Raw genomic sequence first — 24,935 nt, forward strand, 5'->3', positions numbered from 1 at the left:
ATGGACCCACGAAGAATCGAGCTCAACCGCAGACACAGCCGGGAGATGAGTGCGCTGTTCACGCAGTTCCACGACGCTCATCCTGACATCGAATCCGAGCTCGACGACGGCCAGATGACTCCGGAGCAGGGTGCGGAGTGGACGGCGTTCAGCGCACCCCTCCTGGCCAGACACCAGGCCGAACGCGCTGCACTCGCCGATGTGATCGAAGCCGAGCAGAAGAACACGGGAAGGTAGACGCGATGGAAGCGGTACAGGCGATCTCGTTGGTCGCAGACTGGATCAGGTCGCGGGGGCTCGACTATCCGACCGAAGGTCTGGCAGCCGATCGCTTCGACAAGGGCTGGAGCGTGTACGCACCGGTCGAGATCGACGACAGCGATCCGATGGCGTTCCTGGACATCCCGGTCGGGCGGTCGATCTTCCTGGTGGGTGATTCCGGACGCATCGAAGAGGTGTCGTCGTCGATTCCACCGCAGCAGGCGCGCGAGGCGTTCAGCGCTCAGGAACCCGCGGCCAAGTCGAACGGTGCGGCCAAGCCGAACGGCGACGACTCCGACGAAGCGGCATTCATGGCCGAGTTCGAGCGGCAGTTCCGGCTGGCTGCCGCCGACGACCCGGACGTGATCGCCGACTTCACGATCGTCGACGACGCGCCCACGCCCGTCGGCGACGCGCCGACGAGTGCAGACGCCGCGAGCGCCGAGGAAGCATCCCGCCTCATCGACTCGATCGTGCAGCAGCTGGCTCAGCTCGGCCCAGAAGGTTGGGACGAGTTCTCCGCGGTGTTCGCCTTCACCGTCACCTCCCAGATCGCCCAGCTGCAGTTCTGGGCCCAGGACCGCACCGGCCTGGTCCCGGTGCCGCAATCGATCGCCGACCTGGTGCGCCAACAACGAGAGGTCTCGGCCCGCATGAGTGCCGGACCGTGGTGGCGACTGCTGTTGAACGTCACCAACACCGGTCAGGCGACGGTCGACTACGACTACGGCGACGAGCCGTTCCCGGACGACCAGATCGTTGCGGCAGAGCACTACCGCAACGACCTCGACACCTACCCGCGTAGGCAGGTGCCGGTGTGGTTGGCCGGCTACACCGCCGGGCCCGATGCGCAGGGGCGCGACGCGGCCCGGGCTGCGGATGCGGCCCGGGCCGACGAGGCCGCAGGCCGCGCCGCCGTCGTCACCGACCAGATCCCGCCGCTTCCCGACCTGGTGGCGCGGTGGGCGGTGTTGTCGGCCGCCTACGTCGGAATCGGGTCGGACTGGGGCCCGCGTATCTATCCGGGGTATGCCTGGTTCGAGAGCGATGCCCGCAGCGGGTCGACGCTGTACCTGCTGCCCGGTGACCGTGCGGTGCTCTCCGGTGGCAAGTGGAACTCCGGGTTGCTGGAGGCTGCCTACAACGGCGGTGGTCCGCTACCCGATCTCTACGGCGGAGCCCCTGCGTGGGTCAACGACTCCGTGTTGAACACCCGAAATCGCAACGGACTGCTGAGTTTCTGCTTCTGGTGGTGCAACGGTCAGTGGCATCGCGGTGCGACCGACACCTCCGGCGAACTCGACGTACCGGTTCCGGCTGTCTGGACACCGGAGGAAACAGTCGCGGCCATGGTGTCTCAGACCGGGGCGGACACGCTCGATCGTTGCCAGGCCCTGTTGGAGGTCGCCACCGAGGGCGCCGCCACGGTCGACGACGTGGCGGCAGTGTTCGACGACCACCCCGACGCACAGGTGTACGCCGCGGCCAACCAGTTGAGCCTGGCAGGTCTGTTGACCTAGAACTGGCGGGTAGCTGAACTCTCGGCGAACAAGGCCGTCAGAAATGGCGGTCTGCGGTACTGCGCAATAACGTGAATTGCGATGCTGCACGGAACTTTTCGCCGATGGGGGATCGGATGACCCTGCAGATTCCCGGTCCGCTGCAATGGGTGTCCTACCTGGTCGGCTCGCAATGGCCCAAGGGTGACGAAGACGCCATGTACCGCATCGGCGGTGAATGGGGCAACCGCGCCGAGCAATTGAGAGAGCTGATACCCGAACTGAACCGGATGCGGGCCAGCACCAGTGCTGTCCTGCAGGGCGTGACCGCCGGCACCGCCGACCAGCAGTTCGCGTTGCTGTTCGACGGTGACGCCACGGTCGACAAACTCGCCGATGCGATGGTGGCGCTCGGTGAGCTCGCCGAAAGTACCGGCAAGAACATCGAATACACCAAGTTGCAGATCTTGACTTCCCTGGCGATCGCGGCGTTCGAGATCTCCTGGGCGCTGGCTCAGACCTCGGTGACATTCGGAGCGTCGGCGGCCGAGATCCCGCTCATCGAAGTGTCGACCTCCGCCGCGATCCAGCGGATGGTGTCCGTGCTGCTCAAAGATGTCATGACCGACCTGGGCAAGGCAATGACGAAGACGACGGTGCACCGCATCATCAAGAAGTCCGGCGTCGAGGCCGCTGAGGCTCTCGGGCAGGAACTGTTCATCCAGAACATCCAGCAGTCCAAGGGACATCAGAACGGCTACGACTGGGACCGGCTGGGAACCGTCGCACTCGCCAACTCCGTCGGCGGGGCCACCCAGGGCACGGTCAGCATCTACGGCCAGCGGCTACTGGGTAATTCGGCGGTCAAGGGTGCGGCCGTCGGATACGTCGCAGGCATGTCCAAGAAGGTGACCGGAGCGCTGGCCACCGGCAGCCAGATCGACCCTGTTTCGGTCCTCGGATCGGTGCCTACTGCCGTGACCGGCGGGGTGCGCGGCCGAGCCGCGGCACACAGCAGCAAGGCGTCGACGGCGGACGGGGGCGGTGCCTCCGCGGCGGCCGGCGGGGGAGACGGGGACTAGACATGGACAACGACGCGGCACGCCATGAACTCATCGACGCGCTTGCCCTCCTGCAGGAACAGTTCGCCGATCTTGCCGCAGTAGAGACCGCGCGAGCGGAGTTGTACTCAGCGGCAAGTACCGCTCACGGGACCGTCACGGTGACCGTCGACGCGCACGGCGTCGTCATTGCGACCGCCGTCAGCGAATCCTATTTCGATGAGCACGATCTGGGCGATCTCGGAAGCTACATCACCGCCGCGGCCCAAGACGCCACCCGCGACGTCGAGCGGAAAGTCGCCGAACTCCTTGCACCACTGGCGCAGCGCCGTGCGGAGATGCCTTCCTTGTCGGACATCATCGACGGTGCCCCCGACATCAGGGTGCTGCTGTCCAACCCGGCGCCGCCGCCGGCTGGCGACGGCGTAGAAGAGCCAGGCGGCTACCCCACTGTGAGGAGTGCGCGATGACCGTTCCGCTGGGTGTCACGCCGGCCGACCTGCGTGGCACCGCGCGATACCTCGCCTCTGTCAGCAATGACATGAAAGCCGTGCAGTCGGCGCTGATGCACATGCTCAGCGGTGAAGGCGAGGCCTGGGGGCACGACAAGATCGGCAAGCAGTTCGCCGACGGCGGCAAAGGCTATAAGGCCCAGTTGGATTGGGTCGACGGGTCGATCACCGCGAAGACCGACCTGCTCGACTACTACGCCGACGGCCTTCAGCTCACCGCCGACGCCCTGGAGCAACAAGACAAGCCCTGACGCCTCACTCTGAACGCCCCGGCGTGAATTGCTGCCCCCGGGCCGGACGCGCCGGTCCTGGCTGGACACCCGAGTCGGGCTGCCAGGTGGGGGTGCCCCGCTGCGGAATGCGGCGGCGAGACTCGGGCTGCTCGGGCTTCGCGCCCTCCGACTGCTCGGCTTCCTCGTCGGCGCCGACCACGGGTACCGAGGCCTCCGAGTCGCCCATGACGTCTTTGCCGTTCTTCTTGCGTCGCAACGCCTTGTTGACCTGGTGGCCCTTGCCGTTCTGATCGCCGGCGCGCTGGCCCGCGGCCGGAGCACCTGCTCCGGGGCTGCCCGCGCCCGCACCGAGACCGGCCCCGGCCCCGGCGGCTCCGGCGGGCATCTTCGCCGCCGCAGTCGCGGGTGCTCCCGTCGGAAGGCCACTTGGCAGGCCCCGCAATGGAACTCCGCCACCGGCGCCGCCTGCACCCTTTCCGGCGCCCGCACCACCGAGCCCTTGCGGCCCGAGGCCGAGGACCCCCTCGGGCGGGCCTCCCATCCCTGACCCAAGCGGGTTCTGCTGGGCGGCGTTCTTGGCGGCGTCCATGGCCTGGCCCATCGCGTCCTTGGCGGCGTTGGTTGCCGTGTCCAACGCCGACTTGGCGGGGTCGGTCAGGCTCTCGAGAGCATCCTTCGTGGGGTCGGTCGTGGAATTTTGATCAATGGGCTTTTGGTCGACTGGTTTCAGCTTGTCGAGGTCGGTCGGCTTGTCGGGGTTCAGCTTGTCGAAGGCCGACTTGTCGAAAGGCTTGATGCCTCCGGGGCCGCCGCCCGGGCTGAACGGGCTCGTACCACCCGGTCCGCCTGGCCCGCCGGGGCCGGTGGGATCGCCGGTGGGAGCTTCGAACTTCATGTTCGGCAGCGGAGGAAGATTGGGGAAGTTCTGGGCTACCGCTTCGATGGCCGGCTGGTAGGTGCCTTCAAAGAGTTGCACCGCCTCGGTGTAGTCCTTGATTGATTGCTCGACCCGTTCCTTGTCCTTGACGGCGGTGTCTACGTTCACATACTGGCCATTGTCGAGCCTCAGAGCGCCGTCGGAATCGAAATGGTATCGGTTGTTGTATGCCACAATCTCGGCATTGACCCCCTGCAAATTCTTCGAATCAAAATCCTTGACCACGTCATCGCTTGCAGAGTTGGGGAAATGTTCTTGGACATAGTCGAATGCGGTATAGAGCACCTTCAGCCGGTCGGAGATCTCTTCCGACGACGGCGTGAAATCGTAGATCGAGGTCTTGGTGACCTGCTTGGACGCGGCTTCCGCCGCCGTCGCGCTGTCGCCAGACCACTTTCCCTCGATTGCCTTGTCGACTTTGTCCTTGAAGGTCTCGGCATGTTCCTTCAGGTTGTCCCCGTGAGTTGTCCAGGCCGTGGCCAGGGCATCGATCGCGGTGAGGTTCGACTTCAACGTGGACTTTTCGTCGCGGAGATCTTTGAATGTCCAGCTCTCGAAGTTGATGGCCTTGCCGCCGGTCGTGGCGGCAGTCACCGCATCCTGAACGGTTCGGTCTGGGGTCATTCCCGGAATTGCGTCGAGCGTGGAGGTGTCCGGCGCTCTCTCTTCCGTCTCGATTCCATCTAGCTCGTCCATCCCCTGGACGGGCTTGTTTTCAAATTTGTCGGTTTGGTAGTCGGGCTGCTCCTGGTTGCCCATCAGGGTGTTCCACTCTGATTCGGTCCAAGAAGGGGCATAGGAGGTGAAATACTCGCCGCCGAACACGGCACCCACGTAGTTTCCGAAACCGCTCATGGCTAGTCGGCTTCGTGCTTCTTCAGCGCATCCGCCGCGTCGTGCGCCGTCTTGATGAAATCCGATGTCTGGGCCAGCTGTTCCCTGACGTAGTCGGTCAGCGCCTTGCCCTTTGCGTTGAAGGCGGTCTCCATGGCCTTGGCCAGGTCGTTGTTCGGATTTTTGCCGAAGTAGCCCGTGGTGTCATCCAGGGCATTGTCGATGATCGCCTGCAACTTCGCCTCGTAAGGATCGAAGGCACTCGTCTCGAGTTCGGTGACAACACCCGGTTCGAGGTGGAGGTAGAGCTTTCCGTCGGTGGTAGCAGCGTCCAGGCCGGGCCAGGGACTAGTCATGATTCTCCTCTGCGGCGATCGTCACGGTTGTGCTGAATCTGATTGTGCTGCATTGAATGGCAACGTCACCTCTTTCTCGATTCGAAGCAGGACCGCGGCCGAGTTGACGAAATTCCCGGCAGCGAACAGCATGACCAGGTCGCCCGGTTTGGCGATCTTGTGATTCATCAGATAGGCGAGGCTCACCCCGAAGTCCGAGACCGTCAGATGCCCGAACTGTGCCGCGAAGTCACGCAGACCGGGGGCCGGCCGGAGTCGGGCGTGCATGGCGAGGGCGTCCGTGACCTGTCTCGGCTCGATGAATGACGGTGCGAACCAATCGATGTCGTCTGGCTTGAGACCGGCGCGTTCGTAGCATTCGATCACGGTTCCGACAGCTACCCGAAAACTGGCTATTGCATTGTCTTTCACGGTCCCGGAACCTCGCCGGTCATAGTTCTCCCACCTGGCGATCCAATCCGCCAAGGTCGGGAACGTCGGATCGTCGATGGCGCCGTCAGTTCTGCCGTGCATCATGCCGGCCGACGGATTGTGCGAACGTGCCGCGGCGGACACGATCCGGGCGAACCCTTCGGTTCTGTTCAGAAGTGCGCAGAAACCGCTGTCGCCCAGCAGGGAACCTTCGGTCGCCGGGCTGGCCGCGTACTCGTGCCGGTCGAAGTAGAAGATGCTGTCGCCGCCGGTCACCATCGCGTTGTCCCCGGCCCAACCCGCCTGGAGCACTGCGTCAGCGAGCATCACTCCGTACAGTCCGCCGGAGCAGAATTGCCGGATCTCTGTCGCGGAACCGGTGGATGTCTTGCCCAGCAAGGACTGTTGGAGTGAATTCTGTATCGGCCAGAAATGCTCGCCCTGGTACAACGTGCCGCAATGAAAGGACGCGGCCATGCTGTCGGCCGCCGCAGACAGCGCGGAGCCGTCGATCTGGCGCCCGGCCATCTCCACCATTTCGTGGACCGACTGCATCTCCTCCGCTGCGGTCGCGAGGTGTTTCGGTCGACCGGCGCTGTCCGTGCCGCCGGGTATGTACGTCGAAACGGTGCTAAGGAAGGCCATTGAACTCTTGTTCTGTCCGCGCTGCGGTGAGTCTGTCCTCCGCTGTCTTGACGTGTGCAGTCTCGATCTTCTTGAAGGCGGCCAGCAGGTTCGGGACACTGGCCGGAATGATCTGAAACGAACTGATGCCCTCGTTCACCACGTACGCGCCGTCGTCGGCAACGTTGATCAGGGTCAGGTGGTTCTCGTTGCGCAGGGCGTAATCCTTGGTGAATTCCGAGGAGCCGGACAGCAGAATCGAACCGGTGATTCGCACGTCCCGTAGCACCTGCGCGGGCGTCTCGTCCTCGAACTGACCATCCTTGCGTGGCCTGCTGCCGGGCTTGTAGTCCGGCAAGGCCTCGAGGACCACCTGCGGGAAATCCACGTTCACGCACCCGATGATCTGGACGTCTTCACCGAAGATGGTTTCTTCGCTGGGATCCTGGGTTACGACGGCGCAGTATCCCGACGCTCCGATCACCCCGAACAGGCGATACAAGCGCGTCCCTGCGCGGTCTTCGATCTGTCCGAACCCCTGCAGCAGGAACACCGGCGTGCGCAGAGCGTCGAGTATGCCAAGTCGGGTAGGAGTCATGCCCGCGCGCTGCCGGGCCAGCGCGGTCTGCCGATCGGCCTCGAGTTCAGCCTTGTACTTCTGCTGGCTGTTTCGATAGGCCAGGGGGAACGGCAGCCGGTCGAGGCCGATCACCTCACACAAGCAGCGGAAGTCGAAGCCGCTCATGAACCACGGTTCGACGTCATGGCGGATTGGGGCCACTTTGTCGGTGATCACGTTGAGCTGCTTTCTCTCTGACTGCTGGAAACTGAACGCGTAAGCGGGCTCGGTCGCGATGGAGTCATCGACCGAGCCCGCCGACGAACGGGCTTGCTAGAAGCCGCCCGCAAGATGCCTGTCGAGTGCCGCGGCGTCCTCCTGCGACTGATTTCCCCCGGACCGGGTCTGGGTGATCTCGTTGAGGATCGCGTCCATCTGCTGCAGGATCTGCGTCTGCTGCGTGTGCAGCGTCGCCGCGGCGTCGCCCTCGTATACGCCCTGCAGCGCGGCGAACACCTGGCTGACTTCCTCACGCATCTGCATCGCGTTGTTGGTCGTCCCCTGAATGTCGTCCAGGGAAGCGTAGTTGGCGCCGTACTGGTACCGAATGCTATCCGTATCCATTGATCAAAACCTTTCGATGTCTAGTCGGCGTCGTGGGTGACGAGTGCGTTGATGTCCGACTTTCCTTTGTCGACGATGTGCTGCAGGTTGTTGATGACGTAGTTGAAGTCCTCGTGATGCTGCGTCATGATTCCGCGGAACTTCGCCGCCTTCCCGCCGGTCCACGAGCTGGCCGTCATCGACTCGGTGGAATCGAGGATCTGGGAAGCCAGCCGCCTGACATCCATCATCTGTTTGTCGATGTTCTCGATCTTGCTCTGGGCTTCCGCGGGCGTCAGATGGAGCGTCATGCCTTACCTCTCTTTGTCAGAACCGGCATGAATCGCCGGACGGTGGTTGAGAATTCGCTTTTGAACACGGAGCGGATCTAGCAGTCCCCCCATCTGTAGCCGGACAGCTCGACAAGCTGGCCGATGGCCTGCTTGATCGTGTGATCCGACCCTGGCTTGAGGGTGGTCCACAGCTGGCCGCTGGGTGAGGAGCTCGGGGCGCCGACGATACGTCCGCGTTTGGTGTAGAACACGCCGACCGCCCCGGCGGAACGTGAGACGCGGTCCACGTCCTCATCGAGTGCGTAGTAGACGATCTCGGCGAAGGCCAATCGTGCAGCCAGCGCCGAGCCCAGCGTCATCGCGGTTCGGGTGTCGGCTCCGAGGGCCCGGATCCGGTCGGACAACTCGGTGGCGTCATGGGTGTCCGACAGTGCCTGGGCGACCTCGGTCAGTGGGGCGCCGACGGGGCCGATCTCAGCTGGGACCGACGCCGGGAGCCGACGCAGCAGGGCACCGGTGGCGCTGGGCAGCTTCGCTCCGTCGTCGATCAGGTCCAAGGTGATCTCATTGCCGACCCGGCAGGCCGAGATGCATTGTGTGCCATGGCGGACGACCGTGACGCGGGCCAGGCCATCGGGAGTGACCAAACGCATCGCGAGTTCGCGATCGGGCCGTTGCAACGATTGCACGACCACGGCGAGTTCGGCGCTGACCTCACCGGCCGACAGCAGGCCGCGCTCGGTCAGGCTCCGGGCGGCCACACCGGCGGCCTCGCTGTGTGCGGATTCGGTGGGGTGTCGCGATCGTAGGTCCAGCACCAATGGCAGCGCTTGGACTCCCAGACGTAGCGCCAGAACGTGCATTTCATCGTCGGTGACGACGAAATGTGGAGCAAGAGATGCCGTCATAGGTTGAGCCCCCGGTCGACGCCGATCACCGGGGGAGTGACCCAGCGGTTGTCCACCTGTTCGAGCGTGCGCTCCGGTTCGTCGGCAAAGCCCTCGCCGGCGGGCACCTCGGGGGCCGCGAGTTCGTCGAACACCGCGGTGTCCGGGCCCCAACTGACGTTCGACACCATGAACGGTGCGTCGTTCTGCTGCGCGGCGGGAAGCCAGGACTGACCGGCGTCGGACACTCCGGCCCCCGGTTCGCCGGCCCCGTCCAGAGTCGCCGCGGGTTGCACCGATTCGTAGTCGCGGCTCTGGTCGTTGCGGCCCATGGCGCCCATCGGCGCATAGGGCGCGCCACCCATCCCGCCGCTGCCCGAGGAACCGCCGGTGCCGGCGAATCCGGTCTTCTGCAACGCCTTCGGGTCGGTAGTCGACTTGATGCCCGGTGCGAACATCGGTGCCAGCGGCGGTGGCGGTACCGCAGGAGCGCCGCCGGCTGCCGCGCCGCCGCCACCGGGTGCGCCTTCGCCGCCCTGTTCGGCCGCCAGGGCATTGCCTTTCGACACCTGTGGAGGTGGGGGCTGGTCCCACGGCTGAGCCAGGGGAGCAGCAGCTTCTTCGTACTGCTGCATGACGGCCGCAGCGCTGGCCGCGTCGGCGGTTGCGGCTGCGTCGAACTCGGCGAACGTCCCGGTCAGCACGGCCCCGTTGTAAGCGGACAGGGAGGCCATCATGTCCTGGGCGGTCTTCGCCTCGATGGCCTCCGACACGCTCGGCATGGCCAGCACCGCCACCGTGTTGGCGACCGCGGCTTCCTCGGCGCGTTGACCGTTGCCTGCCGCGCTGAGACTGATCGCCTGCAGCCACTTGCCGAATTCTTCGAGGCGCTGTGCCGCCGCGCTGGAGGCCTGGCTGTCCCAGGCGGTCCGCAGGCGTGCCACGAGCTTGTCGAAATCAACGGAGACATTGGCCAATTCGTTGGCGACCCGGATCCAGGCCGCGCCGGCACCGCCGACCGATGCCGGACCGGGCCCTTCGGTGAGGTCTCGCGCCAGCTGCTCGGTGCTACGTGACTCCCACGCAACGTCGGTGAACCCCACGCCCAGAAACCTCCCCTCGCAGAACAGAACCAGATGTATGTGTGATGGTCAGCCGGCGAAGTCCTCCGAGGCGGCAATGTTGGACGAATGACCGCGCAGTGTCGCAGCCACCTCGTGGACCTCGGCCATACCCTGATCGGTGGAGGTACCGAACGAGGTGTGGACCTCGTTGAGGGTCTGGGCAATTCGTTGTGACACTTCGTCACGGGCCGACGGCGTCACGGTGAGGTTGGGCGCCTCATCGGTCATCACCCGCTGTACCCGGTTGGCGAGTTCGTCGAGTTGGCGGCTGACCTCCTGCACCTCTGCGGGCTGGATGGACATTCCGTCGCTGTCGGCCATGACCGTTCTCCTTGGTTGGGGATCACTAGATCCGGAGTTCGACGTCCGGAGGCTGATACGGGTCGGCCTCCCCGAGGACCGGGGGTGCCGCAGTGCCGAGATCGCCGACGATCTCGCTGCCTTGGTCGGTGGTGTGCAGGAAGGACGCCGAGGTGTGATTGTTGCTCGACGAGGCGTTCGCGCCCTGGCCGGCGCCCATCGCGCCCATGGGTGCACCCCCCATCATGCCGGGCGAGCCGACACCGCCGACGCGCGGTGCGGCTGATTGTGCTGGTGCGCCGGCACTTTCGGCCTGGAGCATCGCTGACATCGGTAGCGACCGGGGTGCAGGTGTTCCGCTGCCACCGACCCCGCCGCCGAGACCGCCGGCACCCATTCCCCCGCCCGCGAGCGCGGGGTCGCCTTCACCTTCTCCCGCCGCGTCGGCGGTCGGGTCCATTGGATCGATCGCTGGATTCGCGGCGTTCTGGCTGGCTGCGGAGGCCGCTCCGGTGCCGGCCTGCACTCCGGCCTCGGCGCCTTTCATCGCCATCGGCATCAGCGGCGCCAGGCCGGCCAGTGACGACGCACCCTCGGGTGCGGCGGTGACGCCCACCGGCGCACCGGCCGCGGTGACCTCGGCGGCCTGGGTGGCGAGTGAAGTCTGGAGTTCGGTCATCACCTCGGCAGTGGTGGCAATTGCCTTGTTGGCAGCGGCGATTGCCGCGGCCCAGCCCCACGGGAAGATGATCATGGGCCCGATGGCCGCGATGGTGGCGGCGAACTCGGTGATGGTGGCGATGAGCCGGACCCTGGCCTGGCCGACGTTGGCGGCGGCCGCGGTCAGACTGCTACTCAGGGCATCGGATTGGGCACCGACCTCGGCTCCGTTGGAAATGGCGGTCGTCGTCTTGGCTGCCGCGGCAGTGCCGGACGCGCCCTGCCAGGCGTCACCCGCCGCACTGACCGACTTCGCCATGGGGCCGCCGGTGGACTGGAACATCTTGGTGATGGCCGGCAGCATCGTCGTCGGATCCACCCCCTCGAACATGCCGCTGCCCAGCGTGCTGAGCGCATCGGTGACCGGGCTGATCAACGCGCTCGGATCCATGGGGTTGGCGGGGGGCTGCTGCTCGGGTTGGCCTTCGGGAGGCGGTTCTTCTCCCGGCTTTTGATCCGCTATGGGCGGCAAACCCAGGCGATCAAGAATTTGTTGGACTGGCAAATTCAGAAAGTCTTGCAAGTTCTGTTCTTGAGCAGCGATAACCGGTGTGGCGTCGTAGCCGGGAACGCGTTGAGCCAACTGTCCGACCGGTGTTACCGGCTGTGGAGGCAAAACCGTAGGCATGGGGCGTCCGGCCTAAGCGTCGTCGTTGGACAGGACGGCGGACCGGGACACTTCGGTGGCGGCTCCGGTGGCGGCATGCACTCCGCCCACCAGTAGTGTGCCGGCCAAATTATTGGCTTGAGCTGGGCCGAACGCTGCGAGATACACCGCACCGATCGGCCCGAGTGCAGTTGCCGCGGACATCAGCATCGCAGCTGAGTCGGCCGATCCAGCTGTGGTTATCGCGGATGCAGCCGCTTCATTCGCAGCGGAAAAGGTAGCCATCCCCGAGGGTTGGGCGGCGAAAATGTCGCTCATCGTGCTGATACCTTTCCAGCTGGACGCGGGGGCTGTGCGGGCACGAGACCAATAAACTATAGCCGCGCCCACCCCTCCCAGCTAACTGAATTTTCCGCGAATAATGCGTGTAAATCGTTCGGTTTGTTAATTAGCGCAATGGCAAAAATTGCTGGATAAACGATTTTCGTGCGCATCCCGCCGGCGTCACGGGTGTTCCGTTGCAGTTCAGGTGCCAACCGGTTGGTCGGGTCGCTCGGGTTGGTTACGGTTTGCCGGCGAGGGGTCGCTAGCCCCGCGGTTCGAAAGCGGTGCCGTCCCAGCGCGTCAGCGGCGCCTGGTTCAGTTCCTGCATCCGCTGCGCGAATTCCTGGGACAGATACTGCTGGCGGGCCGCCGCGACCTGCGCGGCAGCGCCGGCGGTCTCGACAATCAGCTTGGCCAGCGCGTCCGCACCCAGCTTGTGCGCGGCGGGCCCGAGCCACAGCCCGGTCATCGCGCCCAGGCCGTCGACCTCTGCGCTGACATTCCCGTCACGGCTGGTGACGCGCGCCGAAATCGATTGGCAGTGCTCATCCATCGCTTGTACCAGGTCACGCTGCTTACGGATGCGGCCGAGGAGGGAGTCGGCGAGCCCGGTCATACCGACCTGCCCCAGGTGGGCGGGAGTTCGCCCTCCTCGCCGAGGACCTCGTCCTCGGCGCGGCTCAGCTCATCCTCGGTCGCCAGCCGCAGCGGATCGATGACCGATGTGCTGTAACCCTTTTCGGCCAGGTCACGCCTGCGCTCGACCTGGGCGCGGGCCGCCGACAGGCGGCACAGCGCCATGATCTCGTCGGCCAGTTGTGTGGGCGGCTTCTTCAACTCGACGGGATCGAGGCGAAGCGCTACCGGCAGACCGCGTTCGGTGGTGTGCACCGAAATCGTTCCACCAGCTGACTGCACCGGCTGTGCCATTCTGCTCAACTTAGTACACTCGCGGGCGTCCGTCCGGACCGTGCAGTGAGGAGATGTGTCACCTCCGATGAGTGGATCCACCGATGCGCAGCGGGTTTTCGATGCCGGAGTGCTGTCGCTCGGCATTCCCATCGACGGATTGGAGACCGAGCGCGACCTGCCGTACGCGGCGCTCGCGTTCCGCCGGGCCACGGAGTATGACCCGGATATGTGCGATGCGTGGTTGGGCCGCGCCGCCACCGGTGACACCAGCTCCGAGGTCATCTATCACCTGTACCGAACCAGCACACTCTCGTTGTTCCGCGAGCAGCGCCGACTCGGTCTGCCGCAACGGTCTTTGAGCGGACGCTTCCAGACCGGCCTCTACCTCGACTACCCGTTGAGCACCAAGACCGAGATGTGGCTCGCCTACGCGGCCAGCATGATCTGGGCAAGGGATTTCGACGAGGCTGAGCAGGTGCTCGACAAGCTGGAGCAGACGACGGCCGGACCGGACGGCGACACCGGCGAGATCTGCGCGTATATCCGTGGCGTACTGCACTTCACGACGCAGCGATGGCCCGACGTACTGAGTGCGCTGAGCCGGTCGGGATCATTCACCGACAACTACATCGGCGCCGGTGCAGATCTGATGGTCGGCTCGGCATGTGCGCAGATGGGACTGTTCGGGGAGGGCATCCGCCGACTCGACCGGGCCATCGAGGGCCCGGTTCCGGGAGCACGGCGGGCCGCGGAGTTCTGCAAGGGGCTGACCCTTCGGGAGATGGGCGAAGAGCAGGACGCCCGGGTGATCTTCGAAAGGATCTACAGCGAGGACCCCGGATTCGAGGCGAACGCCGCAGCATTGGCCGATCCCAAGTACCGGCTGGTGGTCACCTCGAAGGAGATCGTCGACTCACGCTCCGACCGTTGGGACCCGGCCAGCGTGCCGTCGGCGGAGGACCTCCTGGCCGACGATCTGTCGGAGCGGGGCAACGAATACCTGCAGGCGGCGCAGCAGGAACTGGATCGCCAGATCGGCTTGTCAGAGGTCAAACTCCAAGTCGCCAAACTGAAGTCGGCGGCGATGCTGGCAAAGGTCCGTGGGGACAAGGGGCTCAGTTCGGCGGCGCGCAGTCTGCACCTGGCGTTCACCGGCCCGCCCGGCACCGGCAAGACCACGATCGCCCGCGTGGTGGCACAGACGTATTGCGGCCTCGGTCTGCTGCGCACGCCCAACATCGTGGAGGCCAAACGCCACGACTTCGTCGGCCAGCATCTCGGCAGCACCGCGATCAAGACCACCGCGCTGATCGACTCGGCCATGGACGGAGTGCTGTTCATCGACGAGGCCTACACGTTGATCCAGACCGGGCTGTCCGGCGGCGACGCGTTCGGCCGTGAGGCCGTCGACACCCTGCTGGCCCGCATGGAGAACGACCGCGACCGCCTCGTCGTGATCATTGCCGGCTACGACGCCGAGATCGATCGCTTCCTGGCCTCCAATGACGGTCTGGCGTCGCGGTTCACGAAACGAATCCGATTCGGCTCCTACGGACCGCACGAGCTCGCGGACATCGGCAAGCTCGTCGCCCGCACCCGGGACTCGGAATTGTCCGAGGCCGCCTACGAAGAACTTGTCTCCGCGTGCGTCACGCTGTGCCAGAGCGAGGCGCTCGACCAGTCGGGACAACTGCGCCCCGGGATCGACCTGGCCGGTAACGGGCGGTTTGTGCGCAACGTGATCGAAGCCGCCGAAGAGGAACGCGAATACCGGCTCAGTGAGGTCCACGGCATGAATCTGTCGGATCTCGACGAGGCGCAGCTGATGCGGATCGAACCGGTGGACATGCGGGCCGCGCTCAAACAGGTGCTCGGCATGACGGCATCGAGTTGACAGGAGGGAAGTAGCCATGACCGACAGCGACGACGAGCGGTTGAGCGTCGGGCCCCCGGAGCCGACTCCGTTCACGTCCATCAAGCCGCGGACCGCAGATGGGCAGCGCCCGTCCGTGGTGCCCAGTAACGGCGAACTCGGCCTCATCCGTGCCGCGCCCACGCCGAAGTCAGGTTGGCGCAAGGCCGTCTACCGGGCCACCGGCATGAATCCCGGTGTCTCCGAACAGGAGTCGGCCCACAAGACGCTCATGGATCGGGTCAACCAGCCGGTGGTGGGCGGGCCGTTCAACATCGCCCTGCTGTCCCAGAAGGGTGGGGTCGGCAAGACCACCACCACCGTCGGGTTGGGGGCCACACTGGCCGCGACCCGCGGTGATCGCGTGATCGCGGTGGACGCCAACCCGGACTTCGGGACGCTCGCCCAGCGCGGACCCAACGAATGCCATTCCACCGTGCGCGACGTGCTCCTCGACGACGGCATATCGCGGTACTCCGACATCCGCCGCCACACCTCCCAGAGCACCAGCCGCCTGGAGATCCTGGCCTCCGAGCGCGACCCGGCCACCTCGGAGGCGTTCTCGGAGCACGACTATCGCGGCGTGCTGAGTGTCTTGCAGCGCTTCTACAACATCATCCTGACCGACTGTGGCACCGGACTGGTGCACTCGGCGATGGCGGGAGTGCTCGATGTGGCGGACGCGATCGTGATCGTGGCATCGCCTGCCATCGACTCCGCGCGTAGCGCCCTGGCGACGTTGGATTGGCTTGAGCGCAACGGCTATTCACACCTGGTGCCGAAGGCGGTGGTGGTGGTCAGTGCCTCGCGACCCGGTGCCCTGGGGCTCGACATGGGGCAGCTGTCCAACCATTTCCTGCCCAGGGTGCGGGCCCTGCACGTGATTCCGTTCGACGATCACCTCGCCGAAGGTGCCGAGGTGGACCTCGGTTTCCTCAGCCGGCCCACCCGGCAGGCGTTCCTGGAACTGGCCTCCACCGTCGCCGACCTGTTCTCGGTGGCGCCACAGGTCCAGAGGCGCGCCTGACGGGATTCACCGGCCGCGTCTGGCAATGACGATCTGAGGCTGGTTCAGCCCGCTACGCAGCGTGAGCTCGATCGACGGGTCGGCGTGCCGCGCCAGGCTGCGCAATGCCGATGGGCTGTAGCTGCGCAGTGAGCTGATGACGCCGTCGTGCGCGAACGGAAGCAGCACCGCCGCCGGGAGCATCGTCGCCAGGCGCAACAGGTGCAGTGGAGCCGGCGGCCGGGGGAGGTCGATGATCAGCAGCGTGCCGGCGACCCGGGTGCCCTCGGCGAACACCCGCGCGGCCTGCACCGGGTGCAGATGGTGGAATGAGAGCGCGAACAGGACCAGGTCGTAACTGTCGTCGGCGGCGTCGATCGCGGTGGCGTCCAGCTGGCGGACCTCGGCCCGGGGATGGTTGCCGAGATCGCTCGCGGCGATGCGGGCCACCGATTCCGCGTCGAGGTCGGTGACGGTGACCCGCGCCGACGGGTGATCGGCCAGCAGTTGACGCGACACCCCGCCGTGCCCGGCACCCAACTCCAGGATTCGTGGATCGGGCACATCGGCGACGAGGTCGAGCGCGATCGCGGCAAAGCGCTGATGGTTCTTGAAGAACCGTCCGGTCCAGTCCAGGGCCCCGATCACCTGATGCTTGACCGAAACGCTGACGTCGTCGCGGTCGAGGTACTCCAGCCGGTCGGTCTCGAGCAGGCGGTCCAAACACGAGGCGCGGAACCCGCCCCGTGGCATCCGGTCGATATCTGGGGGGTCGGGAGCCATGTAAGCCATGATGGACGTTTCGGAGGGCAGAAGCGACAGCGACCCGGGAAAGGGGCACAGTGGCCGACTTCGTAGCTGCGATCGACCAGGGCACCACCAGCACCCGGTGCATGATCTTCGATCATGCCGGTGCCGAGGTGGGCCGCCATCAGCTCGAGCACCAACAGATCCTGCCCAAGGCCGGATGGGTGGAACACAACCCGGTCGAGATCTGGGAACGCACCTCTGCGGCGATCATGACCGCACTGAACAAGACCAACCTGGTGTCCGGAGACCTTGCCGCACTGGGCATCACCAACCAGCGGGAGACCACGCTCGTCTGGAACCGCCACACCGGCCGGCCGTACCACAACGCCATCGTCTGGCAGGACACCCGCACCGACCGCATCGCGGCCGCGCTGGACCGAGACGGCCGCGGGGACGTGATCCGGCGCAAGGCCGGGTTACCGCCCGCGACGTACTTCTCGGGCGGCAAGATTCAGTGGATCCTCGACAACGTCGACGGGGTGCGGCGCGATGCGGAGAACGGCGACGCGATCTTCGGAACGTCCGACACGTGGGTGACCTGGAACCTCACCGGCGGCTACCGCGGTGGCGTGCACGTCACCGACGTCACCAACGCCAGCCGCACCATGTTGATGAACCTGGAGACCCTGGACTGGGACGATGAACTGTTGTCCTTGTTCTCCATTCCGCGGCAGATGATGCCCGAGATCAAGCCGTCGTCGTACCCGGCCTCGTTCGGGATCACCCGGGACAACGGCCCGCTGGCCGGGCAGGTGCCGGTGACGGGAATTCTGGGCGACCAGCAGGCCGCCATGGTGGGCCAGGTGTGCCTGGAACCGGGGGAGGCCAAGAACACTTACGGCACAGGAAATTTCCTGCTGCTCAATACGGGCGAGAAGATCGTGCGGTCGGAGAACGGACTGCTCACCACGGTGTGCTACCAGTTCGGTGACTCGAAACCTGTTTACGCCCTTGAGGGTTCGATTGCGGTGACCGGGTCCGCAGTGCAGTGGCTGCGTGATCAGTTGGGCATCATCAGCGGGGCGGCGCAGAGCGAGGCACTGGCCAGGCAGGTCGCGGACAACGGCGGCGTCTACTTCGTCCCCGCCTTCTCCGGGCTGTTCGCCCCGTACTGGCGCTCGGACGCCCGGGGCGTGATCGTCGGGCTGTCCCGCTTCAACACCAACGCCCACCTGGCGCGGGCCACTCTGGAGGCGATCTGTTATCAGAGCCGCGACGTGGTAGAGGCCATGGAAGCCGATTCCGGTGTGCACCTTGAGGTTTTGAAGGTCGACGGCGGCATCACCGCCAATGCGCTGTGCATGCAGATCCAGGCCGACGTGCTGGGAGTCGACGTGATCAAACCCGTGGTGGCCGAGACTACGGCGCTGGGCGCGGCATATGCGGCCGGGCTCGCGGTGGGATTCTGGGCGAGCCCCGACGATCTACGGGCCAACTGGCAGGAAGGTCAGCGCTGGAGCCCTCAGTGGGATGACGCGCAGCGCTCCGGGGGTTACGCCGGTTGGCGCAAAGCCGTTGAGCGCACCCTGGACTGGGTCGAGATCGACTGACCTACTGCCGCTGACACTTGGCGATGATCGCGTTGAGCTCGTCGAAATACTGCGTGCCGAGAATTGCGTGCGTGGCCTTGTCTTTGTTGCGGACGGCGTCGGTGATCTGCCCGGCGAGCTCGCCTATCCGGTGGGCGTGCTGCGCGGTCTCGCCGTCGGTCACCTGGTCGGCCGCCTCACGGATCAGTTTCGACCAGTTCTCGTAGTCACCCACCGTCGGACCCTGATTGGTGTCGAACGCAGGCATGACCGCGCCGGAGCTCGCGCGGGTGTAATCCACCAGTAGCTGGGCTTGCCGGCAGCCCTTGTTTCCGGTGTACGTCAGTGCGGTCACTCCCACGATCACCAGGACCGCGCACGCGGCCGCGGCGGTCGCGATCGCAATGTTGCGGGGCTCGGCATCGGGGACGCGTCGCCGCCACATCACATGGGCGACGATGACGGCACCCACGCCGACCACCGCCATGATGATGGCTTCCCGCAGGTCGCCGGTGCCGACACCGGACGCCGAGCCGACGGCCCCCATCGTCGCGGCGGCGGCGAGCAGGACCAGAAGCCACTGCCAGATGCCGCGTCGGCGCTCGTAGGCGTCGACATCACGGAATTGAAGTCCGATGACCGCGCCGGCCGCGGTCAGAACTGCGACGACGGCCGGCGCGATGATTGTGACGAGGCTGCTCACACAGGCAGCCTACGGGCCGCTACTCCTCGCCGAGGACCTGGTAGACCTCGCGGCGGGCGTTGTTGACGATGTCGAGGATGCGCTTTTGCTGGTCCTCGCTGGCGGTGAAGCTCGACTGCCCGACGGCGGCCATCAACTGGCCGAGCGCGCCGCGGAGGTTCATCGCAGCCGGGTCGGCGTCTTCGGTGATCTGTTCCCAGGGTGGTGTTTCGATGGCGGCCGCGGCCTGACGCCCTTCGTCGGTCAGCTCGAAAGTCTTCTTGCTGCCCTCGGTTTCGGTCGGGGCGATCAGGCCTTCGTCGACCAGCAGTTGCAGGGTGGGGTACACCGAGCCCGGGCTGGGCTTCCACAGGTTGTGGCTGCGGGCGGCGATCTCCTGGGTCATCTCATAGCCGTGCATGGGCCGTTCGGCCAGCAGGGTCAGGATGGCTGCGCGGACATCGCCGCGTCGACCGCGTCGACCGCCACGTCCGCGGTGCCCGCCGAACGGTCCGCCCAGGGGGCCGCCAAGGGGTCCGCCGAGGGGGCCGGGCCCGAATCCGAAGCCGAGCCCTCGCCCGCCGCGCGGGTCGAAGCCGAATCCGGTCTGGCAGCTGGCGTCGACGCCCTCACGGGCGGCCTCTGCCTGGGCGCGCATCTGTTGGCGCATGTCGCGGCGTGCGGCACGGGCCTGGTGGAACATGAGGCGCGCTTCTTCGCGGCCGAGGGGTACGAAGCCGAAGCCGCCGGGTGAATTGAATGCGTTGGTCATTGGGATAGGTCCTTCGTTGTCGTGGAGGAGCGCTGTCAGCGCTTCCGATGCGTCAACGATATATCGGGATCTATCGGTTGTCGAGTGTCTTCTTGAGCCAATGTGCCCACTCGGCTTGCATCCTGTTGAAGCGCAGGCCGTACTCCAGGGCTGCGTGCCCGTACCGGTCCCCGTCGGTGTCGGCCCAGGAAATGGCTGCTTCCAGTTCTCTGAGCCGCGTCACTTCGGATTCGGCCTGGGCGGCCAGTGTGGCGAGATGGTCGAGCGCCTGGTCGCGGGGCAATTCGCCGAGCAGGAACACTCGTAGCAGTCCGGCGCTGCGCTCGGGCGGATCGTCAGCCGGATTGGTGATCCAGCGCTTCAGTTCGGTGCGGCCGGCGGGGGTGACGCGGTATTCCTTGCGGCCGCGCGGACCGATGGCCGAGACCTCGATGAGGCCGGATTCGGCCAGCTTGTTGAGCTCGCCGTACAGCTGGCTCTGGGTGGCGGGCCAGACGTTCGCCATCGATTTCTCGAACCGCCTGAGCAGGTCGTACCCGCTGCCGGGGTGCTGTGCCAACAGGCCAAGTGCCGCCATCCGCAGACTCATGCCCGCGAGTCTACATTTCACTATTGACATGTCAGTTATGGAATGTCACCGTGGGGTGCATGACTTCAGCCCTGCCCATCGGCGAACGCGACTTTTTCCGGCGCGGCAACTACGCCCCCGTCGCCGACGAACTCACCGAACACGACCTGCCCGTCGAAGGCGCCATTCCCGCCGAACTCGAGGGCTGGTACCTGCGCAACGGGCCCAACCCGCGTCAGGCAGGAGAGCACTGGTTCACCGGCGACGGCATGATCCACGGCATTCGCATCGAGAACGGCGCGGCCAAGTGGTACCGCAACCGCTGGGTCCGGACCGACAGCTTCATCAAGGACTTCCCGCTGTACAACCAGGACGGCACCCGCAACCTGCGCTCCGCCGTCGCCAACACCCACGTTGTCAATCACGCGGGGAAGACCCTGGCGCTCGTGGAATCCTCACTGCCCTACGAGATCACCAATGACCTGGAAACCGTGGGCGCCTACGACTTCGGCGGCAAGCTCGTCGACTCGATGACGGCGCATCCCAAGATCTGCCCGACGACCGGCGAGCTGCATTTCTTCGGCTACGGCAGCATCTTCGAGCCCTACGTCACCTATCACCGTGCCGACGCCGACGGTGCACTGACGATCAGCCAGCCGATAGACGTCAAGGCGCACACCATGATGCACGACTTCGCGATGACCGCGGACCACGTCGTCTTCATGGACCTGCCGGTGGTGTTCGACCTCGACATCGCGGTCAAGGGTGAAGGTGACATGCCCTACCGCTGGAGCGATGACTACGGCGCCCGGTTCGGCGTACTGCGCCGGGACGATCCCGCCGCACCGATCCGGTGGTTCGACATCGATCCGTGTTACGTGTTCCACGTCGTCAATGCCCACGACGAGGGTAATTCGATTGTGCTGCAAGCAGTTCGCTACCCCGAGCTGTGGCGAAACGACGGCGGGTTCGACGTCGAGGGAGTGTTGTGGGAATGGCGGATCGACCTGAACGCCGGGACGGTGCGCGAACGCCCGCTCGACGACCGCGGGGTGGAGTTCCCGCGCATAGACGATCGGCTGGCGGGTCTGCCTGCGCGGTACGCGGTCTCCGTCGCGGCCAACGCCTGGATCCGTTACGACCTGACCACCGGCGCAGGCGTGCGGCACGAACTCGGATCCGGCGGACCGGGGGAAGCCGTGTTCGTCCCCGGCGCGGGTCCGGCCGACGAGAGCAACGGGTGGTACCTGGGCTACGTCTACAACCCCGAGCGGGACGGCAGTGATCTCGTGATTCTGGATGCATCGGACTTCAGCGGAAAGCCCGTCGCCACCATCAAACTGCCGCGCCGAGTGCCCTACGGGTTCCACGGGAACTGGATCAGCGCCTAATCTGGGCCAATGGCCGTGAAGTGGCTCGATTCTCCCGAGGAGCACGACTATGACGCCGCCGCCGACTATCTCAGCCTGATCGCCGAGACCGCCGCCGTGACGGACACGGTGGCGGCTCTACAGACGGCGGAGGTGGTGTACCGCAAGGCGAAAGACATCCTGCGAGCCGCGCGGCCAGGCGGTCGGCGGTGTGCTGTTGCAGATCGCCGACGGCTATCACCGGGTGTGCGCGAGCTATGTCACCGACGAGAACACACCGATACCGTGCCATCTGGTTTCCTGGCAGGTATGACGGGCTGAGGTGGCAGGGTTCGGGTTCGACACACTGGCGCTGGTCGCGGTCATCGGCCTGACCGGACCGGCGCTGGCGACCGTGCCGCGGTTGCGCATCCCCGTGGTGATCGGTGAGCTGATGGCTGGGATCGTAGTTGGCAGAACCGGATTCGGAATCGTCGATTACAGTGACCCGACGTTCACCCTGCTGGCCAACATCGGCTTCGCCTTGGTGATGTTTGTCGTCGGCACCCATGTCCCGGTGCGCGACAGGACGCTGCGTACCGCGATCCCCGGGGCGCTACTGCGGGCCGTCTTCGTCGGTGTGGTGGCCGCGGTGCTCGGCGTCGTGATCGCGCGCGCGTTCGGCACCGGGCACGCGGCGCTGTACGCCGTGGTCATGGCGTCCTCGTCGGCAGCCCTGGCGCTGCCCGTCATCGACGGGCTACGCCTGGAGGGACCACCCGTGCTGTCCGTCACCGCGCAGATCGCCATCGCCGACACCGCATCGATCATGTTGCTGCCGTTGGTGATCGACATCCAGCGAGCCCCCCGTGCCGCACTGGGGGCGCTGGCCATCGCGGGGTGTGCGGGCGCGCTCTTCCTCGTATTGCGGGCCGGGTATGCCCGGGGCCTGCGCCGCCGCGTGCACCACTACTCGGCGAAGCACAAGTTCGCACTCGAGCTTCGGTTCAGCCTGATCTTCCTGTTCGGACTTTCGGCGGTCGCGTTGACCACCCACGTCTCGATCATGCTCGCCGGTTTCGCGCTGGGCCTGGTGGTGTCGGCGATCGGGGAGCCCCGCCGGCTGGCCAGGCAGTTGTTCGGTATCACCGACGGATTCTTCGGTCCATTGTTCTTCGTCTGGCTCGGCGCCTCGCTGCAGGTGCGCGAACTCGGTGACCATCCCGAATTCATCGCGCTCGGTGTGGCATTGGGTCTCGGTGCGGTCCTCGCACACTGCGCGGGCCGGTTGTTCGGCCAGCCGGTGACACTCGCGGTCTTCTCCGCTGCCCAGCTCGGTGTCCCTGTTGCGGCCGCCACTCTGGGCACCGAGCAGCACCTCTTGGCGCCGGGCGAGCCCGCGGGCCTGATGCTCGGTGCGCTGCTGACCATCGCGACCACGTCGATCGCCGGGGCGGTGGCGGCCCGGGCCAATCGGCCTGCAGCTGCGTCGCCAGAGTGACGCAAGGGTCGCTGCGCGTCGCAAATCGCGACCGTAGCGTCACTTTCGCGATCAAACCGCCCGATGCTCGTTCGGGCTGACTCCGTACGAGCGCTTGAACGCGCTGCTCAACGCGAAAGGTGTGGAGTAGCCGACCTGTCGGGCGACGGCGGCGAGCGTGGCCTCGCTGCCCCGCAGCAGGTCGGCCGCCAATGCCAGGCGCCAACCGGTGAGAAACGCGATAGGCGGTTCACCGACCTGATCGGCGAACCGACGCGCGAACACCGCACGCGAACAACCCACTGCCGCAGCGAGATCGGACACCGTCCAGGGATGTGCCGGGTTGTTGTAGATCAGCTTGAGCGCAGGCCCGACGACGGCATCCTGTTCGGCCTGCCACCAGCGCGGTGCATTGCCGTCCCGGTCGAACCAGGCGCGCAGGACCGCGATCAGCAGCAGGTCGAGCAGTCGATCCAGATAGGCCTCCTGCCCGGACCCGTCGCGGCCGGCCTCGGCCGACAGCAGATCGATCAGCGGGGTGTCCCACTCTTCGGCGCGCAACACCAGTACCGCAGGCAGCGCGTCGAGGAGGCGGGCGCTGACCTCGCTGCGGCCTTCGTAGGCGCAGACGATCGACTCCGCGGCCCCCTCGACGCTGTTGCCCCAGCTGCGTAGCCCGAGCGACATCTCGAAATGCAGATCCTCCCCGGACAGCGTGGTGCACTGCTGTCCGGGATTGATGATCACGCTGGGCGGCGTGGCCGGATCGTCGGCGAAGACGTAGTTCTCGGTGCCGCGGGTCACCGCGACGTCGCCGGGGCCGAGCCGGAACATGCCGCTGTGCTCGCCGACGATGACGGCGTCGCCGCGCGTCTGGCAGATCAGAGCCAGCGGGGCTTCGTCGCGGATGGCGAGTGACCACGGCGAATCCATGCGGAGCCGCAACACGAATGCGCCCCGTGCGCGTACGCCGTCGAGCAATCCGACCAGGGCGTCCACCCCGGTAGGGTAACGCTCAGTCCGGCTTTCGCGCCTCGATCAGATGCCGCGATGAGTGCGCGACGAATGATCCGTCGGCCTCGATCTGCCGGTGCAGCGCGGCGAGCCTGTCATGATGGGCCGCGACGGTGAAGCCGGGCACAATCCAGATGACCTTGCGCAGGAAATACACCACCGCGCCGATGTCGAAGAACTCCATACGCAGCCGCTCGGCACGCAGGTCGACGATGTCGAGGCCGGCGTCGCGCGCGGCGGCGCATTCGACGTCGGGATCACGGGCCCGACGGGCCTGTGGCTGCGGGCCGAGGAAGAACTCGGTGAGCTCGAAAACGCTTGCCGGGCCGACGTGTTGGGCGAAGTAGGTGCCGCCGGGGCGCAGTACGCGCGCGATCTCGTCCCACCACACGGTGGCCGGATGCCGGCTGAGGATCAGCTCGAACGCCGCATCGGCGAACGGCAGCGGCGGCTCGTCGGGATCGGCGACCACGACGACTCCGCGCGGGCCGAGCAGCCGGGTCGCGCGGTCCAGGTTGGGCGGCCAGGATTCGGTGGCCGCCATGGTCGGTGGGAACGCCGCCGCACCGGCGAGCACCTCACCGCCGCCGGTCTGGATGTCCAGCGCCGAGGACACGGTCGTCAAACGACGGCTCATCAAACGCTGATAGCCCCACGTCGGCCGGGCTTCGGTAGCCCGACCCCGCAGCCACGAGAAGTCCCAGCCGTCCACGGATGCCGCATCCGCTTCGGCCACCAACTCGTCGAACGTCATGG

At 66.0% G+C, this 24,935-nt stretch carries 28 protein-coding genes and 2 pseudogenes; 11 read left to right on the top strand and 19 right to left on the bottom strand.

The genetic code is table 11. From position 1 onward, the window contains the following. The 5 genes from ACZYZF_RS18835 to ACZYZF_RS18855 all read left to right on the top strand — a co-directional run bounded on the left by ACZYZF_RS18835 (position 1) and on the right by ACZYZF_RS18855 (position 3,584). Positions 1-237: a hypothetical protein gene (locus tag ACZYZF_RS18835; RefSeq protein WP_463743866.1), complete on the top strand. Its 237-nt coding sequence runs from the start codon at positions 1-3 to the stop codon at positions 235-237. Between the two features lie 5 nt (positions 238-242). After that, a complete protein-coding gene (locus ACZYZF_RS18840; RefSeq protein ID WP_463743867.1) occupies positions 243-1,781 on the top strand; it encodes a hypothetical protein in 1,539 nt (512 codons plus the stop codon). Between the two features lie 116 nt (positions 1,782-1,897). Further along, the gene (locus tag ACZYZF_RS18845; protein WP_463743868.1) at positions 1,898-2,842 is read left to right on the top strand and encodes a WXG100-like domain-containing protein; all 945 of its coding nucleotides are present in this window, start codon (positions 1,898-1,900) and stop codon (positions 2,840-2,842) included. A 2-nt stretch (positions 2,843-2,844) separates the two neighbouring features. Next, on the top strand, positions 2,845-3,291 hold the full coding sequence (locus ACZYZF_RS18850; protein WP_463743869.1) for a YbaB/EbfC family nucleoid-associated protein: 447 nt from the start codon (positions 2,845-2,847) through the stop codon (positions 3,289-3,291). Continuing rightward, a complete protein-coding gene (locus ACZYZF_RS18855) occupies positions 3,288-3,584 on the top strand; it encodes a hypothetical protein (protein ID WP_463743870.1) in 297 nt (98 codons plus the stop codon). The genes ACZYZF_RS18850 and ACZYZF_RS18855 overlap by 4 nt, the downstream gene beginning before the upstream one ends. A gap of 4 nt (positions 3,585-3,588) precedes the next feature. Here ACZYZF_RS18855 and ACZYZF_RS18860 read toward each other — a convergent pair whose 3' ends face one another. The 13 genes from ACZYZF_RS18860 to ACZYZF_RS18920 all read right to left on the bottom strand — a co-directional run bounded on the left by ACZYZF_RS18860 (position 3,589) and on the right by ACZYZF_RS18920 (position 13,075). Continuing rightward, on the bottom strand, positions 3,589-5,358 hold the full coding sequence (locus ACZYZF_RS18860) for a hypothetical protein (RefSeq protein ID WP_463743871.1): 1,770 nt from the start codon (positions 5,356-5,358) through the stop codon (positions 3,589-3,591). Between the two features lie 2 nt (positions 5,359-5,360). Continuing rightward, on the bottom strand, positions 5,361-5,693 hold the full coding sequence (locus ACZYZF_RS18865; RefSeq protein ID WP_463743872.1) for a hypothetical protein: 333 nt from the start codon (positions 5,691-5,693) through the stop codon (positions 5,361-5,363). Positions 5,694-5,714: 21 nt separating this feature from the next. Further along, a complete protein-coding gene (locus tag ACZYZF_RS18870; protein WP_463743873.1) occupies positions 5,715-6,659 on the bottom strand; it encodes a 3-oxoacyl-[acyl-carrier-protein] synthase III C-terminal domain-containing protein in 945 nt (314 codons plus the stop codon). Between the two features lie 76 nt (positions 6,660-6,735). Then, on the bottom strand, positions 6,736-7,524 hold the full coding sequence (locus tag ACZYZF_RS18875) for a hypothetical protein (protein WP_463743874.1): 789 nt from the start codon (positions 7,522-7,524) through the stop codon (positions 6,736-6,738). Between the two features lie 96 nt (positions 7,525-7,620). Continuing rightward, a complete protein-coding gene (locus tag ACZYZF_RS18880) occupies positions 7,621-7,911 on the bottom strand; it encodes a hypothetical protein (RefSeq protein ID WP_463743875.1) in 291 nt (96 codons plus the stop codon). Positions 7,912-7,931: 20 nt separating this feature from the next. Beyond that, entirely contained in the window at positions 7,932-8,201 is a 270-nt protein-coding gene (locus ACZYZF_RS18885) for a hypothetical protein (RefSeq protein WP_463743876.1), read from the bottom strand. 77 nt (positions 8,202-8,278) lie between these two features. Next, positions 8,279-9,091, bottom strand: coding sequence for an ESX secretion-associated protein EspG (locus tag ACZYZF_RS18890; protein ID WP_463836476.1), 813 nt, complete (start codon positions 9,089-9,091; stop codon positions 8,279-8,281). Next, entirely contained in the window at positions 9,088-10,173 is a 1,086-nt protein-coding gene (locus ACZYZF_RS18895) for a PPE domain-containing protein (RefSeq protein ID WP_463836477.1), read from the bottom strand. Before ACZYZF_RS18895 ends, ACZYZF_RS18890 begins: the two co-directional genes overlap by 4 nt. Positions 10,174-10,221: 48 nt before the next feature. Beyond that, positions 10,222-10,515 carry a PE domain-containing protein gene (locus ACZYZF_RS18900; protein ID WP_463743879.1) on the bottom strand — a complete coding sequence of 98 codons (294 nt, stop codon included), beginning with the start codon at positions 10,513-10,515 and terminating at the stop codon, positions 10,222-10,224. Positions 10,516-10,540: 25 nt separating this feature from the next. Next, positions 10,541-11,605, bottom strand: coding sequence for a hypothetical protein (locus ACZYZF_RS18905; RefSeq protein ID WP_463781776.1), 1,065 nt, complete (start codon positions 11,603-11,605; stop codon positions 10,541-10,543). A gap of 249 nt (positions 11,606-11,854) precedes the next feature. Then, positions 11,855-12,139, bottom strand: a complete 285-nt coding sequence (locus ACZYZF_RS18910) for a hypothetical protein (RefSeq protein ID WP_463836478.1) — start codon at positions 12,137-12,139, stop codon at positions 11,855-11,857. Between the two features lie 268 nt (positions 12,140-12,407). After that, positions 12,408-12,761: a YbaB/EbfC family nucleoid-associated protein gene (locus ACZYZF_RS18915; protein WP_463836479.1), complete on the bottom strand. Its 354-nt coding sequence runs from the start codon at positions 12,759-12,761 to the stop codon at positions 12,408-12,410. Continuing rightward, a complete protein-coding gene (locus ACZYZF_RS18920) occupies positions 12,758-13,075 on the bottom strand; it encodes a hypothetical protein (protein ID WP_463836480.1) in 318 nt (105 codons plus the stop codon). Before ACZYZF_RS18920 ends, ACZYZF_RS18915 begins: the two co-directional genes overlap by 4 nt. A 67-nt stretch (positions 13,076-13,142) precedes the next feature. Here ACZYZF_RS18920 and eccA point away from each other — a divergent pair, with 67 nt between their 5' ends. Both eccA and ACZYZF_RS18930 read left to right on the top strand, forming a co-directional pair. Further along, complete coding sequence (gene eccA / locus ACZYZF_RS18925; RefSeq protein WP_463836481.1) at positions 13,143-14,951, top strand: type VII secretion AAA-ATPase EccA; 1,809 nt, start codon at positions 13,143-13,145, stop codon at positions 14,949-14,951. Between the two features lie 55 nt (positions 14,952-15,006). After that, a pseudogene (locus ACZYZF_RS18930) lies at positions 15,007-15,996 on the top strand (MinD/ParA family ATP-binding protein); the annotation flags it as partial. Between the two features lie 6 nt (positions 15,997-16,002). Here the strand turns inward: ACZYZF_RS18930 and ACZYZF_RS18935 are convergent. Further along, positions 16,003-16,767, bottom strand: coding sequence for a class I SAM-dependent methyltransferase (locus ACZYZF_RS18935; RefSeq protein WP_463836482.1), 765 nt, complete (start codon positions 16,765-16,767; stop codon positions 16,003-16,005). A 101-nt stretch (positions 16,768-16,868) separates the two neighbouring features. Here ACZYZF_RS18935 and glpK point away from each other — a divergent pair, with 101 nt between their 5' ends. Then, positions 16,869-18,335: a glycerol kinase GlpK gene (glpK, locus tag ACZYZF_RS18940; RefSeq protein ID WP_463836625.1), complete on the top strand. Its 1,467-nt coding sequence runs from the start codon at positions 16,869-16,871 to the stop codon at positions 18,333-18,335. A gap of 1 nt (position 18,336) precedes the next feature. On the opposite strand, the gene ACZYZF_RS18945 is transcribed toward glpK, so the two are convergent. The 3 genes from ACZYZF_RS18945 to ACZYZF_RS18955 form a co-directional block, all read right to left on the bottom strand. Next, positions 18,337-19,017 carry a hypothetical protein gene (locus ACZYZF_RS18945; RefSeq protein ID WP_463743886.1) on the bottom strand — a complete coding sequence of 227 codons (681 nt, stop codon included), beginning with the start codon at positions 19,015-19,017 and terminating at the stop codon, positions 18,337-18,339. Positions 19,018-19,036: 19 nt separating this feature from the next. Continuing rightward, positions 19,037-19,768, bottom strand: a complete 732-nt coding sequence (locus ACZYZF_RS18950) for a PadR family transcriptional regulator (RefSeq protein WP_463743887.1) — start codon at positions 19,766-19,768, stop codon at positions 19,037-19,039. 70 nt (positions 19,769-19,838) lie between these two features. Continuing rightward, positions 19,839-20,357 (bottom strand): PadR family transcriptional regulator, encoded by a 519-nt coding sequence (locus ACZYZF_RS18955; RefSeq protein ID WP_463836483.1) that lies wholly within the window; start codon positions 20,355-20,357, stop codon positions 19,839-19,841. A 59-nt stretch (positions 20,358-20,416) separates the two neighbouring features. Here ACZYZF_RS18955 and ACZYZF_RS18960 point away from each other — a divergent pair, with 59 nt between their 5' ends. From ACZYZF_RS18960 to ACZYZF_RS18970, 3 genes and pseudogenes are all read left to right on the top strand, one after another. Then, on the top strand, positions 20,417-21,727 hold the full coding sequence (locus ACZYZF_RS18960; RefSeq protein WP_463836484.1) for a carotenoid oxygenase family protein: 1,311 nt from the start codon (positions 20,417-20,419) through the stop codon (positions 21,725-21,727). Between the two features lie 9 nt (positions 21,728-21,736). Further along, a pseudogene (locus ACZYZF_RS18965) lies at positions 21,737-22,019 on the top strand (hypothetical protein). 9 nt (positions 22,020-22,028) lie between these two features. Next, complete coding sequence (locus ACZYZF_RS18970) at positions 22,029-23,186, top strand: cation:proton antiporter (protein WP_463836485.1); 1,158 nt, start codon at positions 22,029-22,031, stop codon at positions 23,184-23,186. 51 nt (positions 23,187-23,237) lie between these two features. Here ACZYZF_RS18970 and ACZYZF_RS18975 read toward each other — a convergent pair whose 3' ends face one another. Both ACZYZF_RS18975 and ACZYZF_RS18980 read right to left on the bottom strand, forming a co-directional pair. After that, positions 23,238-24,164 carry an AraC family transcriptional regulator gene (locus tag ACZYZF_RS18975; protein ID WP_463836486.1) on the bottom strand — a complete coding sequence of 309 codons (927 nt, stop codon included), beginning with the start codon at positions 24,162-24,164 and terminating at the stop codon, positions 23,238-23,240. Between the two features lie 16 nt (positions 24,165-24,180). Further along, positions 24,181-24,933, bottom strand: coding sequence for a class I SAM-dependent methyltransferase (locus ACZYZF_RS18980; protein ID WP_463836487.1), 753 nt, complete (start codon positions 24,931-24,933; stop codon positions 24,181-24,183). Positions 24,934-24,935 lie beyond the last annotated feature (2 nt).

This window comes from Mycobacterium sp. IDUB_24 (assembly GCF_055419385.1).

Coding starts and splice junctions, on each gene's coding strand:
- ACZYZF_RS18835 (WP_463743866.1), top strand. CDS start 1: ATGGACCCACGAAGAATCGAGCTCAACCGCAGACACAGCCGGGAGATG.
- ACZYZF_RS18840 (WP_463743867.1), top strand. CDS start 243: ATGGAAGCGGTACAGGCGATCTCGTTGGTCGCAGACTGGATCAGGTCG.
- ACZYZF_RS18845 (WP_463743868.1), top strand. CDS start 1,898: ATGACCCTGCAGATTCCCGGTCCGCTGCAATGGGTGTCCTACCTGGTC.
- ACZYZF_RS18850 (WP_463743869.1), top strand. CDS start 2,845: ATGGACAACGACGCGGCACGCCATGAACTCATCGACGCGCTTGCCCTC.
- ACZYZF_RS18855 (WP_463743870.1), top strand. CDS start 3,288: ATGACCGTTCCGCTGGGTGTCACGCCGGCCGACCTGCGTGGCACCGCG.
- ACZYZF_RS18860 (WP_463743871.1), bottom strand. CDS start 5,358: ATGAGCGGTTTCGGAAACTACGTGGGTGCCGTGTTCGGCGGCGAGTAT.
- ACZYZF_RS18865 (WP_463743872.1), bottom strand. CDS start 5,693: ATGACTAGTCCCTGGCCCGGCCTGGACGCTGCTACCACCGACGGAAAG.
- ACZYZF_RS18870 (WP_463743873.1), bottom strand. CDS start 6,659: ATGCAGTCGGTCCACGAAATGGTGGAGATGGCCGGGCGCCAGATCGAC.
- ACZYZF_RS18880 (WP_463743875.1), bottom strand. CDS start 7,911: ATGGATACGGATAGCATTCGGTACCAGTACGGCGCCAACTACGCTTCC.
- ACZYZF_RS18885 (WP_463743876.1), bottom strand. CDS start 8,201: ATGACGCTCCATCTGACGCCCGCGGAAGCCCAGAGCAAGATCGAGAAC.
- ACZYZF_RS18890 (WP_463836476.1), bottom strand. CDS start 9,091: ATGACGGCATCTCTTGCTCCACATTTCGTCGTCACCGACGATGAAATG.
- ACZYZF_RS18900 (WP_463743879.1), bottom strand. CDS start 10,515: ATGGCCGACAGCGACGGAATGTCCATCCAGCCCGCAGAGGTGCAGGAG.
- ACZYZF_RS18905 (WP_463781776.1), bottom strand. CDS start 11,605: ATGGATCCGAGCGCGTTGATCAGCCCGGTCACCGATGCGCTCAGCACG.
- ACZYZF_RS18910 (WP_463836478.1), bottom strand. CDS start 12,139: ATGAGCGACATTTTCGCCGCCCAACCCTCGGGGATGGCTACCTTTTCC.
- ACZYZF_RS18915 (WP_463836479.1), bottom strand. CDS start 12,761: ATGACCGGGCTCGCCGACTCCCTCCTCGGCCGCATCCGTAAGCAGCGT.
- ACZYZF_RS18920 (WP_463836480.1), bottom strand. CDS start 13,075: ATGGCACAGCCGGTGCAGTCAGCTGGTGGAACGATTTCGGTGCACACC.
- eccA (WP_463836481.1), top strand. CDS start 13,143: ATGAGTGGATCCACCGATGCGCAGCGGGTTTTCGATGCCGGAGTGCTG.
- ACZYZF_RS18935 (WP_463836482.1), bottom strand. CDS start 16,767: ATGGCTTACATGGCTCCCGACCCCCCAGATATCGACCGGATGCCACGG.
- glpK (WP_463836625.1), top strand. CDS start 16,869: ATGATCTTCGATCATGCCGGTGCCGAGGTGGGCCGCCATCAGCTCGAG.
- ACZYZF_RS18950 (WP_463743887.1), bottom strand. CDS start 19,768: ATGACCAACGCATTCAATTCACCCGGCGGCTTCGGCTTCGTACCCCTC.
- ACZYZF_RS18955 (WP_463836483.1), bottom strand. CDS start 20,357: ATGAGTCTGCGGATGGCGGCACTTGGCCTGTTGGCACAGCACCCCGGC.
- ACZYZF_RS18960 (WP_463836484.1), top strand. CDS start 20,417: ATGACTTCAGCCCTGCCCATCGGCGAACGCGACTTTTTCCGGCGCGGC.
- ACZYZF_RS18980 (WP_463836487.1), bottom strand. CDS start 24,933: ATGACGTTCGACGAGTTGGTGGCCGAAGCGGATGCGGCATCCGTGGAC.